Consider the following 16,797-nt stretch of genomic DNA (forward strand, 5'->3'; position numbering starts at 1 on the left):
GAAGCGCGCGGGCCCCCGTCGGCGCGCGTATCCTCGAGCACGCGGTAGAAGGGATGGCCGCCGCCGACGCGGGTCGTCTTCATCTTGCGCGAGGCGGCGAGATCGGCCGGCCCGAGGCTCATGCCATGCATGCGCGGGCTCGCGCTGGCGATCTCCTCGACATTCTTCACGCCCTGCGCGGTTTCGAGAATGGCGTGGATGAGGATCGGTTTCTTCACGCCGTGCCTGGCTTCGAGCTGGGCGAGAAGCTGGTCGAGATAGTGAATGTCCCACGGTCCTTCGACCTTGGGCAGCATCACGACGTCGAGCTTGTCGCCGACTTCCGCGACGATCTCGGTCACGTCGTCGAGCATCCAGGGGCTGTTCAGCGGATTGATCCGTGTCCAGAGGCCCGTCTGGCCGAAATCATGAGCCTTCGCCGTCTCGATGAAGCCGCGTCGCGCCGCCTCCTTGGCGTCGGCCGGGATCGCATCTTCCAGATTGCCGAGAAGCACGTCGACCTGCGGGATCATCTCGCCGATCCGTGCGCGCACCTTCTCGTTATGGCCGGGGAAGAAGTGGATCATGCGCTCGAGCGCGACGGGAAGCTCGCGATAGGGCTCGGGCGCGCCGATGGCGAGGGGTTGATAGAAATTGGACGGCAATTTCATTGGAAATCCACTGGTGGAACATGGGGGATGCGGCAGTCTAGCCACGATGAAGCGGCGAATCCATGCGGGATTTTGGGCTTGCGGGAGAATGGGCTAGAATTCCGTCCGGGTCAGGAAATCGCCTTCATGCTGGAGGACATCATGCCTGCCAATTCGATTCCCGGACGTCTCACTCACTTTTCGATCGGTATCGCCGTTGCGCTTGCTTGCGCCGGACTTGCGTCCGCAGCGGACGCTGCGATGGGCAACAAGGAACAACTCGTCGTCGTCGAGCGCGCGACGAGCGACAGCACGCTCGATCTTGGAGCAAATGGCGATAGCGCCGGCGACGTGCTGACCTTTTCGAACGAGATCTACGACAAGTCGAACAAGACGAAGATCGGTTCGGACAACGGCTATTGCGTGCGGATAGTTGCCGGCAAGGCGTGGGAGTGCATATGGACGCTCTCGCTCGAGAAGGGACAGCTGACGGTCGAGGGGCCGTTCCTCGACGCGGGCGATTCCATGCTCTCGATCACGGGCGGTAGCGGCATGTACGCGAATGCCCGCGGCGACATGCATCTTCATGCGCGCGACGCGAAGGGCAGCGAATACGACTTCACGTACAATATCGTCCGCTGAAGCCAATCGGCCCGGAGGAGATCAGTCCTGCGCTGTCTGGCGGACGGGCCCGGCGGCGGTGAGCGCGGCAATGCCGATGACCGACGAGACGGCGATCACGAGATATGCCGTCTGGTAGCCGCCTGCCCGCTCGTAAAGGAAGCCGAGAAGCGCGGGCCCCGTCGCATTTGCGCAGGTGACGATCATCTGCGAGAGCGAGAGGATGCGCGCATAGGCCTTGAGCCCGAACGCTTCCGCCGTGATGAGCGGCTGCATCATCTGCAGATTGCCGACGGTCGCGCCGAACATGACAGAAATAATGAGAAGCGCCGTCGTTCCTTCGGCGAAGGCGAAAAGCGTGAATGACGCCGCCTGAAGGACGAAGACGCCCTGGAGATAGCGCTTGGAAGAAACGCGGCTGAGTGCCCAGCCGCCGACGAGGCGGCCCGTGATGCTCGCCGCCGCCATGACCGAGACGGCGAGCGCCGCGACATGGTTGTCGCCCGTCCGCGTCAGCACCAGGCGGAATTGATGCGCGAGGCTGCCGACCTGCGCGAGCATGGCGAAGACGTAGGACGTCGTGAACAGAATGAAAAAGCGCGTCCGGATCGCCGCGGAAAAGGACATGCCATCCGGCGGAGCGATGCGGCCGGTGGCGTCGCGCACGGGCTCGTCGCCATCGGGAGCGAGGCCCATGGAGGCCGGGCTTGGCCGCAGGAAGATCCAGGAGACGGGAACCGTGCCGAGGATCAGGATGAGCGAGAGCCAGTAGGCCGCATGTTCGAGGCCGAGCTTCTGGATCAGCGTCACCGAGATCGGCGTGAAGATGATGCCACCGAGCGACAGGCCGGTGGAGGAATAGGCGATGGCACGCGAGCGCTGGCGATTGAACCAGCGCGCGACAAGCGTGGTGCCCGGAATGACGGCGACCGCCGCATTGCCGATGCCGAAGACGATATAGAAGGCGTAAAGCTGCCAGAGGTTCGTGATATGGCCGGTCGAGGCGAGCGCGCCTGCGGAGCAGAACGCGCCGAGGGTGATGAGGATGCGCGGATCGATGCGATCCATCAGCCAGCCGACGCCAAGCCCCGCAATGCCGCCAGCGACGAAGAAGGACGCGGTAGCGGCCGAGGTCGCTTCAACGGAAAAGCCGTTATTGGTCGAGAATGCGTTGAGGAGAACGGACAGATTATAGAAAATGAGGCCGCAGGAGACCGTCTGCAGGGCAAAAACCGCGCCGACGATGTACCAACCATAGAAAAGACCGCCATTCTGGCGGTCTGGAGAGGATCTCTCCGCGCTCATTTCTCGCAGACTCCAGCGGAACGCAAGCATGCCGCCGGATGGGGCCGCCGCTGCCGGCTTACTTAATCATTCGGCAGCGCACGACAAGCGAAATCTCAGCGCACCCTAATTTCCGGCGGTGAGGCGGGCGAGTTCGGCGGCGATGGCCTGCTTGAATTCCTCCTTTTCGGTGACGCGGTGGTCGCCGCGCGCATAGGCCTTGGCGTTCTCGTAATAGAAGGCCGCGTTCATGATGTTGGCGACCCTGTTGTCGCGCGTCCTGATGACCTTGGCGGGCGCGCCGGCGACGATGGAGTTCTCCGGGATTACGGTTCCCTCGGTCACGATCGAATGACCGGCGACGATGGAATTGGCGCCGACCTTCGCGCCGTCCATGAGCGTCGCATTGATGCCGATGAGGCAGTTGTCGCCGATCTCGGCGCCGTGGATCGTGCAGTGATGCGTGATGGAGCAGTTGTCGCCGATGATCGTCGGCGTCGTGTTGCCGACATGGATCATCACGAAATCCTGAACATTCGTCCGCTTCCCGATCCGCACTTCGTGCATCTCGCTTCGGATGACGACATAGGGCCAGAGCGACGAACCTTCGCCGATGTGAACCTTGCCATAGACGAGCGCCGTTTCGTGAATGAAGGCCGGATTGTCGAGAACGACGCCGGGGCCGAAATCCTTTTTCATTGTCATTTTGAACTTTCGATTGGCGCGCGGACCGGACCGGCCGCCGCGACGAGAAGAAGCGCGAACATCGAGGCAGCCGCCATGCTGAGATATGAAGCCTGATAGCCGCCAGCATTTTCATAGAGGAAGCCCATGACGGCGGGGCCGCTGGCCACGCCCGCCACCATGAAGAGCTGGTTGAGCGAGAAGATGCGGCCATAGGCCTTGAGGCCGAAGGCTTCGGCGAGGAGCAGCGCCTGCATCATCAGCAGATTGCCGACCGTGCAGCCGAAAAGAGCAGCGACGACGAGGAGCATGGAGCCGTTGGCGAGAGCGAGGAGAACGAGCGCGATGCCCTGGCCGAGCGCAAGCGCGAGCACGAAGCCGCGCGAGGAAATATGAACGAGCGCCCAGCCGCCGACGAGCCGCCCGATAATGCTCGCGCTTGCCATGACGGCGACGGCGAGGGCGGCCATGCTGTCGTTCGAGCGTCCGGCGACGAGGCTGAAAAGGTGGGCGATGGAGCCGACCTGCGCCATCATCGCGAAGATGAAGGCCGCCGTGATGAGAATGAAGAAGCGGCTTCGGATCGCGGTCTCGAATGCGACGCCATCGGCCGGAAGCGGTGCGCCGAGATCGTCCCGCTCGATCGGATCGCCATCGGGCCCGAGCCCGACCGACATGGGGTCGGGCCTGATCGCGAGCCAGGAGACGGGAACGATGCCGAGCATCAGGATGAGGGCGAGCCATGGCGCAGCGCCGTCGAAGCCTAGGCGCTCGATCATGCTCGCCGACAGCGGCGTGAGAAGAATGCCGCCGAGCGAAAGGCCCGTCGATGCGATCGACAGCGCCTGCGAGCGCCGGCGCACGAACCAGCGCGCGACGAGCGTCGTGCCGGGAATGAGCGCGCAGCAGGAATAGCCCATGCCGAAAAGGATATAGAAGCCGTAGAGCTGCCATGGCGCGGTCACATATCCCGCGGCGAACATGGCGAGGCTGCAGATGAGCGCGCCCGCCGTCAGCATCCAGCGTATGTCATAACGTTCGATCAGCGCCGCGACGCCGATGCCGGAGATACCCGACGCGATGAAGAAGCTGGCCGTGGCGGCCGAGGCGCTCGAAACGGAAAAGCCACCATGCGCGACGAACGCCTTGAGATAGACCGAGAGATTGTAGAAGCCGAGGCCGGAGGCGACCGTCATCACCATCATGGTCGCGGCGACGACATACCAGCCGTAAAAAAGCCTGCGGCCTTGCATGGGGAGTTGCTCCTGATCGGTCATTTGTCGCTCGTCTTGTCGCCGCGGCCGCAATGAGGCGCCTTCGGAAGAATGGCCGGCGATAGTCATTCGGGTTCCCGGCGCTGGCAAGGCCCAAATCCGGATGCAACGCTCTAGCGGAGCGATCCTCGATCGGATAAGCATTTTGCATCGGAAAATGGACCGGACGGTCCGGTAACAAGAAAAGGGAGGACGTCAATGAAGTTCTACAACTCGATCGGGCCCAATCCGCGCGTCGTCAAGATGTTCATGAAGGAGAAGGGCATCGAGATCCCCTTCGAGGAAGTTGATCTGCTCAAGGGCGACAACCGGCGCGAACCCTATCTCGCGAAGAACCCGGCAGGCCAGATGCCGGCGCTGGAGCTCGATAACGGAACCGTGATCGCGGAGATCACCGCAATTTGCGAGTATCTCGACGAGGCGTTTCCGGCGAACCCGCTTGTCGGCACGACGGCGGAAGAGCGCGCGGAGACGCGCATGTGGACGCGCCGCGTCGATCTCAACATCTGCGAGCCGCTGACCAGCGGTTTCCGTTACGCGGAAGGGCTCGGTCTCTTCAAGGATCGCATGCGCTGTCTGCCTGAAGCGGCCGCCGGCCTGAAGGCGATCGCGCAAGACAAGATCACCTGGCTCGACAAGCAGCTCAGCGGACGCGAGTTCCTTGCGGGCAAGCGGCTGACGCTCGCCGACATCCTGCTGTTCTGTTTCCTCGATTTCGGCGCCTCGGTCGGCCAGCCGCTCAATCCAGAAAACAAGAATGTGGTCGCCTGGTACGAGCGCATGAAGGCGCGGCCGAGCGCTGCCGCGAGTGCGTGAGCGGGCATCGCTATGACGCTTCAAGGAGCCGGCCCCTTTTGGGGCCGGTTTTTGTTGTGGACCATTTCGGGCTGAGGCACGCCGAGGCTTTCACGCATGACGGCATCAGGCTAGGATAGTAAACATATCTTACTATCGGGAGGTTGGAGGATGATGTCGGCCGCGAAGTTTCTGATGGCGATGATGTTCGCGCTGGCGCTGGCCGCGGTGGCGGGGCAGCGGCCCGCCCATGCCGTCTCGGACAAGGACGAGGGCGTGATCGAGTGCCTGATGTCGACCCGCGTCAAGAACAAGGAGGGAGCGCAGGGCTGGTGGAACCGGCGCACGGATCAGCAGCGGCGCATCATTCTCGCGCTGCCATGCAATGAGCGATACATCCCCATGGTCTGCATTTTCCTTTACGACCCGGATCTCGTCGGTTGCACGAACAAGGGGGTCGCGGAATCCCGCGCCACGGCGGCATGTCAGGCCAAGGGTTACGATCTGATGTCGCAAGAGCTTGCGGACTGCAAAGCGGAATTCAAGAAGACGTTCAAGCCGCCATTCCCGCGCGTTTCTAGCTGACGGCGGTTTCCGGCGAATTCAGGGGAGGAGAAGAGATGAAGTGGTTTGTCAGGGCATTCGCGATCATCGGCGCGCTGGCGGCGGCGGATATGGCGATGCCGCAGGCGGCGCTTGCCGACAAGGCGCCCGAATGCATGCAGAGCGACGTGCGCAAGATACCCGACCAGCGCATGCAGGAATGGTGGGACAAGCGCACGCCCGAGCAGCAGAAATATATTCGCGAGTTGCCCTGCAATGAGCGATATATTCCCATGACCTGCATCTTCCTGTTCGATCCCGATCTCAAGGGGTGCACGAACAAGGCCGTTGCGGAATCGCGCGCGAATGCCGCCTGCCAGGCCAAGGGGCTCGATCTGATGTCCGAGGAGATGGCGGACTGCAAGGCGGAATTCAAAAAGACCTTCAAGCCACCGTTCTCCTGAGAGGCCGCTCTCCATGTCACCCGACCCCGCCGACACGCTCGATCCCGACTGGGAGTCGCCAGCCGCCATCACGCTTGGCAAGAAGGTGCTGGAGCTCGATCCCGAGCGCGGCTATGTGCGCGCGTCGTATGTGGCGGGTGACAATTTCATCAATCGGGGAGGACGTATCTATGGCGGCTTCCTCGCGGCGATGCTCGATGGCCTGTGCGGACACGCGGTGAGGCTCACTCATCGCCAGCCGGGTACGCCCCAGGTCACGCTCGAACTCAAGACGAGCTTCATTGGCCGCGCCGACAAGGGCACGCTGATCGGGGAGGGATGGGTTCGCCATCGCGGCAAATCCATCGCCTTCGCCGAAGCGGAGTTGCGCGACGAGGCGGGCGAGCTTGTCGCCAGAGCGAGCGCGACCTTCAAGGTTGGTAGCTGAGGGCAAGATCGGCACCTGAGAGCGCTGCAGCTTTTTTCCTCTATCCGTCATCGTCGCTGCGCCGCGGGCTCCTCCGCGGCGCCTTTCGCGCGTGTCCCGATGCGGGTCATGCCGCGTGAGCGCGGATCAAAATCCCCAAACAGGCATTTCAGACCTTTGATTTTGTGGCGATCAAGTGCACCCTGTTCGTCTGTACACGAGTCGATTGCGCGTTCGGGGCTTCGCGCCCTTTTGTGATTGCATGCCGTCAGCATGGGGGACCAGATGACAAATGTCGCGCTTGCCGATCCCGTCGAGGAACTCTCGCCCTGGTGGGGGCGCGCCGTCGCCGTCACATTCGCACTGGGCTTTGCTGTTCTGATCCTGCTGACGGTGAAGGCCTATCAATACGCGCCGCCCATTCCGGACCGCACGGTCGACACCTCCGGCAATGTCATCTTCACCGGCGACGACGTGCGCGCCGGGCAGGAAGTGTTCCTCAAATACGGCCTGATGAACAATGGCAGCATCTGGGGCCATGGCGGCTATCTGGGACCGGATTTCAGCGCGGCCGTGCTCCACAACTGGGCGCTCGATCTCGCCGAGCGGCGAGCGCAGGAGCGCTTCTCGAAGGGTTATGAAGCTCTTTCGCCCGAGGATCGCGCCGCCGTGGAAGGCGAGGTCGGCGCGCTGCTGAAGGTCAATCGCTACGACCCGGAAACGGCCGCTCTGACGATGCTGCCCGCCGGCGCGGAAACCTTCGCGAAGGAGATCGAGCATTGGAAGAGCTATTTCGAGAAACCGGAACTCAATGGCGGCCTGACCGCCAATCTCATCACCGATCCGAAGGAGCTTCACGACCTCACGGCCTTCTTCACATGGGCGGCATGGGGCTCCGTTGCCGAACGGCCGGGAGCGAAACATTCCTATACGAATAATTTTCCCTACGATCCCCTTGCCGGCAATCATCCGACAGGTGCTGCCGTGCTCTGGTCGGCGATCAGCTTCATCTTCCTTCTCGGCGGCACGGCGATCGTGCTTCTCGCCTTCGGCAAGTTCGATTATCTGGGCTGGCACGGCGCGGCCGCCCCGGTCGAGAAATGGGTTCTGAGCGATGCACAGAAGGCGACACTCAAATATATGGCTGTCGCTTCTGTCCTGTTCCTCGGCCAGACCTTCTTCGGCGCGGGCGTCGCGCATTACCGCGCGGATCCCGGCTCCTTCTACGGCATCGACCTCGCTGAATATTTCCCGAGCAATCTCCTCCGGACATGGCATCTTCAGTCGGCCATCTTCTGGATCGCGACATCATATGTCGCAGGCGCGCTTTTCGTTGCCGAATTGCTGGGACGAGCGAGCCCGCCGCGCCAGAAGCTCGGCATTCACCTCCTGTTCGGCGCGGTCGCCATCGTCATAGTGGGCAGCATGCTCGGCGAATGGGCGGGCATTCTCCAATGGCTGCCGCGGAGCTGGTTCTGGTTCGGCAATCAGGGTTGGGAATTTCTGGAGCTTGGCCGCTTCTGGCAGATCCTGCTCGCTATTGGCCTTCTGTTCTGGTTCTTCCTCGTATGGCGCGCGGTCCAGCCCGCCTTGCACGATCCGCAGCGGAAGGGCTTTGCGAAGTTCTTCCTCATCGCGGCATTCGCCATTCCGCTTTTCTATCTGCCGGCGCTCTTCTTCGGCTCACAGACGAATTACACGGTCGTCGATGCGTGGCGCTTCTGGATCATCCATCTCTGGGTCGAGGGGTTTTTCGAGTTCTTCGTCACCGTGGTCGTGGCGGTCATCTTCTATCAGATGGGGCTCGTGCGGCGGATCACGGCGCTCCGCACCATCTATCTCGATGCGATCCTCTATTTCGGCGGCGGGCTGATCGGCACGGGGCATCACTGGTACTGGACCGGCCAGACCGAGGTGAACATGGCATTCTCCGCCACATTCTCGGCGCTCGAGGTCGTGCCGCTCACTCTCATCACGCTCGATGCCTGGGATTTCGTGCGGACGACGCGCGGGAGCGACAGCATGGTCATGCGCCATCGCTGGACCTTCTACTTCCTGATGGCGGTCGGCTTCTGGAACTTCGTCGGCGCGGGCGTCTTCGGCTTCCTCATCAACACGCCGATCATCAGCTATTACGAGGTGGGAACCATCCTCACGCCGAACCACGGCCACGCCGCGATGATGGGTGTCTTCGGAATGCTGGGCGCGGGGCTCATGGTTTTCGTTCTGCGCGAAATCGTGGCCGACGACGTCTGGCCGCGGATCGAGAAGCTGGTGCGCGTCGCCTTTTGGGGGCTGAATATCGGCCTTGCGATGATGGTGCTCTTCAGCCTTTTTCCCGGCGGGGTTCTGCAGGTTCTCGACGTGACCGAGAACGGCTATTGGCACGCGCGCAGCCTCGCTCACACGGGCACACCCATTGCGCGCTTCCTCGAATGGATGCGAATGCCCGGCGATCTCGTCTTCATGTTCGCTGGCGCACTGCCTCTCGCGCTGGCGCTGGTCTGGGGCTATTTCGCGCGCTGGCGGGCAACGGGCGACGCGCGCTGAGCGCGCTGCCTTCATCATGCGAGCCGGCGGCAATGTGCCTGCCGCCGGTTCAGCTTCCGCCTCGGCACGGCACCGCGCGAGGCTCTCGGACCGGTCAACGACCGAGCGCGTAGAACTCCGCGTTGGGGCGCATGCTGGTGACATTTGCCATGCGGTTTGAAAGGCCGAAAAAGGCCGAGATCGCGGCGATGTCCCAGACATCTTCCTCCGTGAAGCCATAGGCCTTCAGCGCCTCGATGTCGGCATCGCTGACCAAGTGGGCCTGCTGCGAGACCTTGACCGCGAAGTCGATCATGGCCTTCTGCCGCTCGGTGATGTCGGCCTTCCGGTAATTCGTCGCGACCTGATCCGCGATGAGCGGGTTCTTCGCCCGGATGCGGAGGATCGCGCCATGCGCCACGACGCAATACTGGCACTGGTTCATGCCGCTGGTGGCGACGACGATCATCTCGCGCTCCGCCTTGGAAAGATTGCCGGGCTTTTCCATCAGCGCGTCGTGATAGGCGAAGAAGGCGCGGAACTCGTCCGGCCGGTGGGCGAGCACGAGAAAGACATTGGGAATGAAGCCGGATTTCTCCTGCACGGCCAGGATGCGCTCCCGTATGTCATCCGGCATCTCGGAAAGCTCGGGCACGGGGAAGCGGCTTATGGGCGCCTCGGTAGCGGTCATCGGATCGTCTCCACGTTTTCTGGGCAGCATCGCCCGGCATGGCCGGGCGATGAGTTGATCGTTGTACGGTTTAATCAGGCGTCCTGCGCGACCGGCACGATCACGCGGCCGCGGATCTGTCCCGCGAGCAGCTTCCCTGCGACGGGGATCACATCGGAGAACGAGATACGCTCGGTCAGAGCGTCGAGCAGGGCAGGGTCGAGATCGCGCGCCAGCCGTTTCCATGCTTCCAGCCGCTCTTCGCGCGGGCACATTACGCTGTCCACGCCGGCAAGCGTCACGCCGCGCAGGATGAAGGGCGCGACCGTGGCCGGAAATCCCATTCCGGCCGCAAGCCCGCAGGCAGCTACGACGCCGCGATACTTCATCGACGCGCAGACATTGGCGAGAACCTGCCCGCCCGCAACGTCGATGGCGCCGGCCCAGCGTTCCTTCGCCAGCGGCTTGCCGGGCTCGCTGAAGTCTGCGCGCGGCAGGATTTCCTTCGCGCCCAGCCGCTTCAGGAAGTCTGCCTCTTCCATGCGGCCCGTGACCGCTGCGACGTGATAGCCGAGCCGGGAGAGAAGGGCGACGGCGACGCTACCGACGCCGCCGGCGGCGCCCGTCACGAGAATTTCCCCCGATGCGGGCCGGACGCCCTGGCGTTCGAGCGCGAGCACGCAAAGCATCGCCGTATAACCGGCCGTGCCGATGCTCATCGCCTGTGCCATGGTGAAGTTCGGTTCCATAGGCACGAGCCAGTCGCCCTTGACGCGCGCCTTTTCCGCGAGGCCGCCCCAATGCACTTCGCCCACGCCCCAGCCATTCAGCACCACCTTGTCGCCCGGCTTGTAATCCGGATGGCTGGACTGCTCGACGGTTCCGGCGAAGTCGATCCCCGGAACCATGGGAAACTTGCGCACCACCGGGCTCTTGCCGGTGATGGCGAGCGCATCCTTGTAGTTCAGCGTGGACCAGGCGACGCGGACCGTGACGTCGCCTTCCGGCAGGCTGCTCTCGTCAATATCGGCCAGGCGGACATTCTGCCCGCTTTCGGATTTCTCGATCAGTATGGCTTTGAACACGTATTATCGCTTTCAGGTCCCCACGGACCGCTTTTCAAGAAGGTTGAAGAAGCCTGCGGCAAACCGGTCGAGAGGCGCCGCGTTACGTTCGAGTTTTGCGCGCAGCACCGCGCCCTCCCAGCCGATCCAGAAGAAGGCGGCCAGCGCATCGCAATCGGCATCTGGCGCGATCTCGCCAGCTGCCTGCGCGGCCCGGAGGCACGCGGCGGTGCGCGCCTGCCAGTCCTCGAACACCGAAATCAGCCGTTCACGGAATATTTCCGGGAGTGCGCCCATCTCCTGTCCGAGATTGCCGACGAGGCAGCCGCGCTTGAAATCATGCCGCTCCATACCCCGGCGCGCATCGGCGATGAAGTCGCGCAGGCGCTGCAGCGGCGTGAGCGTCGTATCTGTAAACCAGCGGTCGAGCTTGCCCGCGAAATAGTCGGCGTAGGACTGGATCAGCTCGAGCCCGAACGCATCCTTGCTCGGGAAGTAGTAGTAGAACGATCCCTTCGGCACGCCGACCGATCCGAGAATTTCATCGAGGCCGGTCGACGAGTAACCCTTCTCCGTCAGGATCGCGACGCCTGCACGCAGGAGCCTGCCGCGCAGTTCGTCGATCTCCGCCGCCGCCTTTGGCGGCCGCCCGCGCCGCCTTGCCGTCACTGGTTGAACCCTTGCCATAAATATTTATTAGACCGATCGTCTATAAAAAGGCAAGCGCGCAATCGCGCGCACAGCCGCGCGCGCCTTTCCTTTCCAGAACGGCATGGGAGCGCCGGACCGCGCCGTGCAATCTCCGGCTCGTGAATTTTTTAAATGTGAAGGGGGAGGGTACCGCTCGGCGGCACGCGCAGCTGACCGCAAACCGGGCCCGATAAGGCCGAACGACTTTTCAGGTATCGGCTGGCGGAAGGGGTGGGATTCGAACCCACGGTGAGCGTGAACCCACGCCGGTTTTCAAGACCGGTGCCTTAAACCACTCGGCCACCCTTCCTGAGAGGACGGCTTAAGGGTTCCGGCTGGTCGAGACAACCGGAAAAAGCGTCGCCGGCAGCTGCGCCGTCTCCGGCAAAGGGCACGACCATTCGTTCTTCCTTCAGCCGCCTGACGAGCGCCGAAAGCTGCTCAATGGGGCGGGCGAGTTCCCTCAGGAACTTGCCCAATCCCTTCCGCTTCTTCCTGGCGGCCGAACGCAGAACGTCCCGTTCGGCGGCAATAGCGCTCTCGAGGGGCCCGGACAGCATCGTCCCCTGATAGGCCCATTCCTGAATGCAGACGGCGGGGACGAGCTGGAGCGCGGCGAGACCGCCGGAGCGCAGCGCCTCGTCATCGAACATGATGTCGTCCACGGCCCGGTCCATCTTCACCGTCAGTTCCATGAGCGTGGTGGCTCCATCCCGGTTGAGGATGTAGCCTGCGGCGCCTGCGCTCGTGGAGGTGAGCCGCGCAAGCCTGTGGCCGTCGAACAGCGGCAGGGATTCGCGCCTCAGCCAGACCGGCTGGCGCATGGTTTCAAGTTTGATGATATGGAAGGGCAGGCTCTCCAGCAGCGCCTTCGATTCCACAAGGGTCCTGAATCCGGCACTCAGCCGGACGTCGTCTTCCAGGATGCAGCAGTGAGTTTTTCCACCGGCAAGAAAACGCGCCCAGGCCGCTCGATGGCTGAGCATGCAGGCGACCTCGTACCGGGACAGGCTGTACCTGGGAGTGTCGGAAACGAGAGAATAAATCCTGTCAGTGCCCAGATTATTCCCGTCAACGGCCCTGACACGCTCAAATTTAATTTCAAATTCGCGAAGTATTTTTGTTATTCGAATCAGTCGCTCGGGATGCCGGTCGAGATTTATGACCATAACATCCATGGCAAACTCCGTAGTTTTCAGGCTGTGTGTGATTCATGCTCTGAAAACGAGAATTTTACAATGGGATATTCTCCTATTTCACAGGAACGTCATCGGGAATATATGAGTTTCCCGAGCGAATTCAGATTATGGAAACAAGGTGGCCGCGCTTCGAGGGGGCATTGATGAAGATTTCTTTGGTTATACCCAACTATAATTCAGGCAATATTATCGAGCGGGCCATCTCCTCAGTCGTCAGCCAGAACTATCCGGACCTCGAACTCATTCTCGTCGACGGGGGGAGCACCGATGAATCGATCCGGATTTGCCGCGAACATGCCGATCTTTTCTCCGTTTTTGTGAGCGAACCGGATGCCGGCATCGCGGATGCCCTCAACAAGGGATTTGCGCGGGCATCGGGCGATCTGTTCGGCTGGCTGGCGGCCGACGACGAGTTGGCGCCGGGAGCGCTGCACCATTGGAACGAGCTGTTCCAGCGCCATCCGGAAGTCGATGCGATAACCGGTGGCTGCCTGCGCGTGTTCGAGGATGGAAGCACGCTGATCACGACGCCGCGCGCCGATGTCATGCAGCGCATAACCTTCAATAACGGGATCGAGCAGCCGAGCACGCTATGGCGCGCCGGATTGCATCGCAGGATCGGCGCGCTCGACACCAGCTACAAGCTCGCCTTCGACTGGGATCTCTGGTGCCGCTTCAGGAAGGCGGGCGCTCGCGTCATGCCGATTGACCGCGTCATGTCGCATTATCATTTTTCGGCCACGAACCTTACATCGAGCTCGGGCGAAAAGCTGATGCGCGAGATGTTCCGTGTCGTGCGCACTCACGGTCCCTATTTCGGCCTCGTGGCCTATGTCTATCTCGCCCTGTTCAAATATTTCGATCTTCACGGCTGCTTCGACAAGCCGAAGACATGGTCGCTGAGGCGCGCGGCGCTGAGGGTGTTTCTGGGCTTTCTGTATGTGATTTTCACGCCTCGCATTATCAGGGCGTATAACTGGAAATTCATTTCGCGGCAGATGCGCGGGCTCGTCTGGTTCAGGCGCTGATTTGGGAGCGCGACGCCGAGGCGTCACTCCGCCGCGGGCTGGCGCAATTCCTCCTCGCGCTTCTCTGTAGCAGATGCGCGTCTGTGGCCGCTGACCTCATGGCCCGCATCGGCCGGCAACGGCAGGAAGAAGACGAGCGGCGCAAGACCGATCAGCGCGATGACGAAATAGGCCGGGCTGAAATCGCTTGCGGTGAGCTCCGCCCTTCCGCTGAAGGAAAGCGTCATGTGCAGAAGCAGCGCGCCAATGCCGACGCCGAAGCTCAGCGACAATTGCTGGGCGACGCTCGAGAGCGTGGTCGCGCGGCTCATCATCGGCAAGGCGATGTCGGCATAGGCGATCGTATTGAGCGCGGTGAATTGCAGCGAGCGGAAGAAGCCGCCGATGAGCAGGGTCGCGATGATCAGGAGATGCGGCGTCATGGGCGTGAAGAACCCGTAGGACGCCATGAAGGCGGCGCAGATGAATGTGTTCGCCAGCAGAACGGTGCGGAAGCCGAAATACCGGATGATCGGGCCCGCTGTGAATTTCATGACGATGGCGCCCGCTGCGCCGGCAAAGGTGATCATGCCGGAGGCGAAAGGAGTGAGGCCGAAGCCGAGCTGAAGCATCATCGGGGTCAGGAAGGGAAGGGCGCCGATCCCCATGCGGAAGAGAAAGCCGCCCGTCACGCTCGCGCCGAATGTACGTACGCGGATTAGCGATATGTCGATGATGGGCGCGGCCGTCGCCCGGGTGTGCCGGTAATAAAGCGCGAGGAAGCCGATGCCTCCGGCGAGCAGCGCGAGCACGGCGGGGGTCGGCAGGATGCCCCGGCCGACATTCTCGAAGCCGAACATGGTGGCCGCAAGGCCGATGCTCACGATAGCAAATCCGATCCCGTCGAAGCGGTCGGCGCGCTCTTCCTTCGTGTTGGGGATGAAGATCATCGCCAGGATGACGCCGAGAATGCCGATCGGAATGTTGATGAGGAATATCCACCGCCAGCTTCCATAGGTGGCGATGAAGCCTCCGAGCGGCGGCCCGACCACGGGCCCGATGAGAGCGGGCACGGTGAGCCATGCCATGGCGTTGACGAGTTGAGATTTCTCCACCGTCCGCAGAACGACGAGCCGGCCGACGGGCACCATCATGGCCCCGCCCATGCCTTGCACCACGCGCGCAAGCACGAGCTCGGACAGGCTGTTCACGAAGGAGCAGCCGATCGAACCCAATGTGAATATGACGATGGCTATACAGAAGACGGTGCGCGCGCCGAAACGATCGGCGATCCAGCCCGAGAGCGGAATGAAGATGCCGAGGCTCAGCAGATAGGCCGTGATGGCGAGGTTGAGCCGGAGCGGGTCTTCGCCGAAGGACTGCGCGATGGCGGGCAGGGCCGTCGCGATCACCGTCGAGTCCAGATGCTCCATGAAGAGCGCGCAGGCGATGATGAGTGGAACGAGAATGGCCCTGGACGGCGCGGCTTCTGACATCGGGGAACCGTGACCATGCTTCTGCGGGTGTCGGTACCGTAACTCGCGCGACGCGCGGTCCGGGCCGTCCGGCTCGGCCTTGTCGCCGCCACCTGGGTCGCGAGGTTCGTGCTTCTAGACCCCTTCCAACGCCGCAGGCAAGCCATTCCGGCTCATTTCACACGACGTTGCCGTGCATTTGGCCGGCGAAATGGCAATTCCCTTTTGCCACGGCGGCCAATGCTTGCCAAAATGGGACAAAACAGGCGGCGCAGGGGGCCGCTGTAAGTATGGGGGGTAGTCGTGTTGCCGGTCGATCTTTCGTCAACCTGGATTCCGTTGAGCCTGCTTGGCGTTCTTTGCCTCTACATGGTGTTCCTGTTCATGCAGGAACGCCGCGAGAGCAGGGCGCTGCTGGCGGCCGAAGCCGCAGCGTCGGCAATGGCGCCGGCCGAACCAAGCTTTGCGGCTGCGCCCTCCGCTCCTGCCGCGCCCGTGGCTCCCGTCATGGCGGTGAAGGAAAGTCCCGCCAGGCGCAAGCCGCGTCTCGTCTGGCGCACGGCGTGGATCTGGCTTCCCTTCATGGCCGGATTTGCCGGACAAGCCTATCTCGACATCATCAAGCCGCTGGTCGAGAAGGCCGGGGTCTGATCGCGATCAGGCGATTTCGAGATCGGGGAGACCTCCACCGGACGGAAGCTCCATGATCCCGTCGATGATGCGGTCGGGCTCGCCGACGCCGCCATGGGCGAGAAGCATCCGCGCCTTGGCGACCATGGCGTCGCGCGACAGTGGCGCTTCGGGGTCGCCCTTGGCGTTCTCGCGCCGCGCGGAGATCTCGCTGCCGTCGCGCAGACGGACGCGCACTTCCGCGCCCCAGGCTTTGGGATAGGCCGCGCGATAGGGGTCGCGGGCATGGATGGCGACCTTTAGCGCGAGGGCGGCGCATTCGTCGCGGGCGGCGGCCCCGAACGCCTCGAAATCGACAATGGGCAGGCTCAGCGCGGCGGCCACCGCATGCTGGAGCGAGAACTTCGCCTCATAGTCGCTCGTGGCGACGGGACGGTCGCAGACGTCGAGCGCGGCCTGATAGGTGTCGACCTCGACGGAGACGATTTCGCGGCCCGCAATGGCGATGCGCAATTCCTCGGCGGCGTCGATCGCCGGATGGGTGTGGCGGCAGGACGGCCACGGCTTGATCGAGGTCCGCACGAGCTGCCACGGCGCATCCGCCGCGCGCAGGACCGCATCGGGATCGGCGTCGGGGCAGGCGGCGCGAAAGAAGCCCTTCTCGCCCTCGAGAATCCGGGCGGGACCAGTGAAGCCGAACGAGGCGAGAAGCGCGGCCTTAAGGCCCGCTTCGGCGGCATGCCCCGCATGGAGGTGCTTCGTCATCGCACCGGTTTCGAGAAACTGCCAGAGCCCCGCCGACTGGCTGCCCGCATTGCCGAGAGCGTGAACTG

At 62.8% G+C, this 16,797-nt stretch carries 18 protein-coding genes and 1 tRNA gene; 8 read left to right on the plus strand and 11 right to left on the minus strand.

Translation table 11 applies throughout. From position 1 onward, the window contains the following. Nucleotides 1-650, minus strand: a 650-nt coding sequence (locus tag WBG82_RS10320; protein WP_424424444.1) for an HpcH/HpaI aldolase/citrate lyase family protein, incomplete at its 3' end; no start/stop codon positions are given. A gap of 126 nt (nucleotides 651-776) precedes the next feature. Here WBG82_RS10320 and WBG82_RS10325 point away from each other — a divergent pair. After that, nucleotides 777-1,271 (plus strand): allene oxide cyclase family protein, encoded by a 495-nt coding sequence (locus WBG82_RS10325; RefSeq protein ID WP_424424445.1) that lies wholly within the window; start codon nucleotides 777-779, stop codon nucleotides 1,269-1,271. 21 nt (nucleotides 1,272-1,292) lie between these two features. On the opposite strand, the gene WBG82_RS10330 is transcribed toward WBG82_RS10325, so the two are convergent. The 3 genes from WBG82_RS10330 to WBG82_RS10340 all read right to left on the minus strand — a co-directional run bounded on the left by WBG82_RS10330 (nucleotide 1,293) and on the right by WBG82_RS10340 (nucleotide 4,495). Then, nucleotides 1,293-2,555: an MFS transporter gene (locus WBG82_RS10330; RefSeq protein ID WP_424424446.1), complete on the minus strand. Its 1,263-nt coding sequence runs from the start codon at nucleotides 2,553-2,555 to the stop codon at nucleotides 1,293-1,295. Nucleotides 2,556-2,660: 105 nt separating this feature from the next. Then, nucleotides 2,661-3,239: a gamma carbonic anhydrase family protein gene (locus WBG82_RS10335; RefSeq protein WP_424424447.1), complete on the minus strand. Its 579-nt coding sequence runs from the start codon at nucleotides 3,237-3,239 to the stop codon at nucleotides 2,661-2,663. Then, nucleotides 3,236-4,495, minus strand: a complete 1,260-nt coding sequence (locus WBG82_RS10340) for an MFS transporter (protein ID WP_424424448.1) — start codon at nucleotides 4,493-4,495, stop codon at nucleotides 3,236-3,238. Before WBG82_RS10340 ends, WBG82_RS10335 begins: the two co-directional genes overlap by 4 nt. Nucleotides 4,496-4,690: 195 nt before the next feature. Between WBG82_RS10340 and WBG82_RS10345 the strand changes: the two genes are divergently transcribed. From WBG82_RS10345 to WBG82_RS10365, 5 genes are all read left to right on the plus strand, one after another. Then, on the plus strand, nucleotides 4,691-5,308 hold the full coding sequence (locus WBG82_RS10345) for a glutathione S-transferase family protein (protein WP_424424449.1): 618 nt from the start codon (nucleotides 4,691-4,693) through the stop codon (nucleotides 5,306-5,308). A 150-nt stretch (nucleotides 5,309-5,458) separates the two neighbouring features. Then, a complete protein-coding gene (locus WBG82_RS10350; protein WP_424424450.1) occupies nucleotides 5,459-5,872 on the plus strand; it encodes a hypothetical protein in 414 nt (137 codons plus the stop codon). Between the two features lie 35 nt (nucleotides 5,873-5,907). Continuing rightward, nucleotides 5,908-6,294 (plus strand): hypothetical protein, encoded by a 387-nt coding sequence (locus WBG82_RS10355; RefSeq protein ID WP_424424451.1) that lies wholly within the window; start codon nucleotides 5,908-5,910, stop codon nucleotides 6,292-6,294. A gap of 13 nt (nucleotides 6,295-6,307) precedes the next feature. Beyond that, the gene (locus tag WBG82_RS10360; RefSeq protein ID WP_424424452.1) at nucleotides 6,308-6,721 is read left to right on the plus strand and encodes a PaaI family thioesterase; all 414 of its coding nucleotides are present in this window, start codon (nucleotides 6,308-6,310) and stop codon (nucleotides 6,719-6,721) included. A 264-nt stretch (nucleotides 6,722-6,985) separates the two neighbouring features. Then, nucleotides 6,986-9,250: a nitric-oxide reductase large subunit gene (locus WBG82_RS10365; protein ID WP_424424453.1), complete on the plus strand. Its 2,265-nt coding sequence runs from the start codon at nucleotides 6,986-6,988 to the stop codon at nucleotides 9,248-9,250. 94 nt (nucleotides 9,251-9,344) lie between these two features. Here WBG82_RS10365 and WBG82_RS10370 read toward each other — a convergent pair whose 3' ends face one another. The 5 genes from WBG82_RS10370 to WBG82_RS10390 form a co-directional block, all read right to left on the minus strand. After that, on the minus strand, nucleotides 9,345-9,920 hold the full coding sequence (locus WBG82_RS10370; protein WP_424424454.1) for a peroxidase-related enzyme: 576 nt from the start codon (nucleotides 9,918-9,920) through the stop codon (nucleotides 9,345-9,347). A gap of 74 nt (nucleotides 9,921-9,994) precedes the next feature. Next, nucleotides 9,995-10,984, minus strand: a complete 990-nt coding sequence (locus WBG82_RS10375; protein WP_424424455.1) for an MDR family oxidoreductase — start codon at nucleotides 10,982-10,984, stop codon at nucleotides 9,995-9,997. A 12-nt stretch (nucleotides 10,985-10,996) separates the two neighbouring features. Continuing rightward, nucleotides 10,997-11,632 carry a TetR/AcrR family transcriptional regulator gene (locus WBG82_RS10380; protein ID WP_424424456.1) on the minus strand — a complete coding sequence of 212 codons (636 nt, stop codon included), beginning with the start codon at nucleotides 11,630-11,632 and terminating at the stop codon, nucleotides 10,997-10,999. Between the two features lie 241 nt (nucleotides 11,633-11,873). Beyond that, nucleotides 11,874-11,963 (minus strand) — tRNA-Ser (locus WBG82_RS10385). Continuing rightward, the gene (locus WBG82_RS10390) at nucleotides 11,941-12,831 is read right to left on the minus strand and encodes a glycosyltransferase family 25 protein (RefSeq protein WP_424424457.1); all 891 of its coding nucleotides are present in this window, start codon (nucleotides 12,829-12,831) and stop codon (nucleotides 11,941-11,943) included. The genes WBG82_RS10385 and WBG82_RS10390 overlap by 23 nt, the downstream gene beginning before the upstream one ends. 164 nt (nucleotides 12,832-12,995) lie before the next feature. Here WBG82_RS10390 and WBG82_RS10395 point away from each other — a divergent pair, with 164 nt between their 5' ends. After that, nucleotides 12,996-13,880: a glycosyltransferase family 2 protein gene (locus tag WBG82_RS10395; RefSeq protein WP_424424458.1), complete on the plus strand. Its 885-nt coding sequence runs from the start codon at nucleotides 12,996-12,998 to the stop codon at nucleotides 13,878-13,880. 23 nt (nucleotides 13,881-13,903) lie between these two features. On the opposite strand, the gene WBG82_RS10400 is transcribed toward WBG82_RS10395, so the two are convergent. Beyond that, nucleotides 13,904-15,355 carry a DHA2 family efflux MFS transporter permease subunit gene (locus WBG82_RS10400; protein ID WP_424424459.1) on the minus strand — a complete coding sequence of 484 codons (1,452 nt, stop codon included), beginning with the start codon at nucleotides 15,353-15,355 and terminating at the stop codon, nucleotides 13,904-13,906. 285 nt (nucleotides 15,356-15,640) lie between these two features. Here WBG82_RS10400 and WBG82_RS10405 point away from each other — a divergent pair, with 285 nt between their 5' ends. Further along, nucleotides 15,641-15,985, plus strand: a complete 345-nt coding sequence (locus tag WBG82_RS10405) for a hypothetical protein (protein WP_424424460.1) — start codon at nucleotides 15,641-15,643, stop codon at nucleotides 15,983-15,985. A gap of 6 nt (nucleotides 15,986-15,991) precedes the next feature. Here the strand turns inward: WBG82_RS10405 and WBG82_RS10410 are convergent. After that, on the minus strand, nucleotides 15,992-16,797 hold an 806-nt coding region (locus tag WBG82_RS10410; protein ID WP_424424461.1), incomplete at its 5' end, for an MmgE/PrpD family protein.

Origin of the sequence: Parvibaculum sp. (assembly GCF_049671045.1) — a bacterium.
In the GTDB taxonomy this organism is placed as follows: domain Bacteria; phylum Pseudomonadota; class Alphaproteobacteria; order Parvibaculales; family Parvibaculaceae; genus Parvibaculum.

Excerpts from the sequence above, each read along its gene's own strand:
- WBG82_RS10325 (WP_424424445.1), top strand. The coding sequence starts at position 777 with ATGCTGGAGGACATCATGCCTGCCAATTCGATTCCCGGACGTCTCACT.
- WBG82_RS10330 (WP_424424446.1), bottom strand. The coding sequence starts at position 2,555 with ATGAGCGCGGAGAGATCCTCTCCAGACCGCCAGAATGGCGGTCTTTTC.
- WBG82_RS10335 (WP_424424447.1), bottom strand. The coding sequence starts at position 3,239 with ATGACAATGAAAAAGGATTTCGGCCCCGGCGTCGTTCTCGACAATCCG.
- WBG82_RS10340 (WP_424424448.1), bottom strand. The coding sequence starts at position 4,495 with ATGACCGATCAGGAGCAACTCCCCATGCAAGGCCGCAGGCTTTTTTAC.
- WBG82_RS10345 (WP_424424449.1), top strand. The coding sequence starts at position 4,691 with ATGAAGTTCTACAACTCGATCGGGCCCAATCCGCGCGTCGTCAAGATG.
- WBG82_RS10350 (WP_424424450.1), top strand. The coding sequence starts at position 5,459 with ATGATGTCGGCCGCGAAGTTTCTGATGGCGATGATGTTCGCGCTGGCG.
- WBG82_RS10355 (WP_424424451.1), top strand. The coding sequence starts at position 5,908 with ATGAAGTGGTTTGTCAGGGCATTCGCGATCATCGGCGCGCTGGCGGCG.
- WBG82_RS10360 (WP_424424452.1), top strand. The coding sequence starts at position 6,308 with ATGTCACCCGACCCCGCCGACACGCTCGATCCCGACTGGGAGTCGCCA.
- WBG82_RS10365 (WP_424424453.1), top strand. The coding sequence starts at position 6,986 with ATGACAAATGTCGCGCTTGCCGATCCCGTCGAGGAACTCTCGCCCTGG.
- WBG82_RS10370 (WP_424424454.1), bottom strand. The coding sequence starts at position 9,920 with ATGACCGCTACCGAGGCGCCCATAAGCCGCTTCCCCGTGCCCGAGCTT.
- WBG82_RS10390 (WP_424424457.1), bottom strand. The coding sequence starts at position 12,831 with ATGGATGTTATGGTCATAAATCTCGACCGGCATCCCGAGCGACTGATT.
- WBG82_RS10395 (WP_424424458.1), top strand. The coding sequence starts at position 12,996 with ATGAAGATTTCTTTGGTTATACCCAACTATAATTCAGGCAATATTATC.
- WBG82_RS10400 (WP_424424459.1), bottom strand. The coding sequence starts at position 15,355 with ATGTCAGAAGCCGCGCCGTCCAGGGCCATTCTCGTTCCACTCATCATC.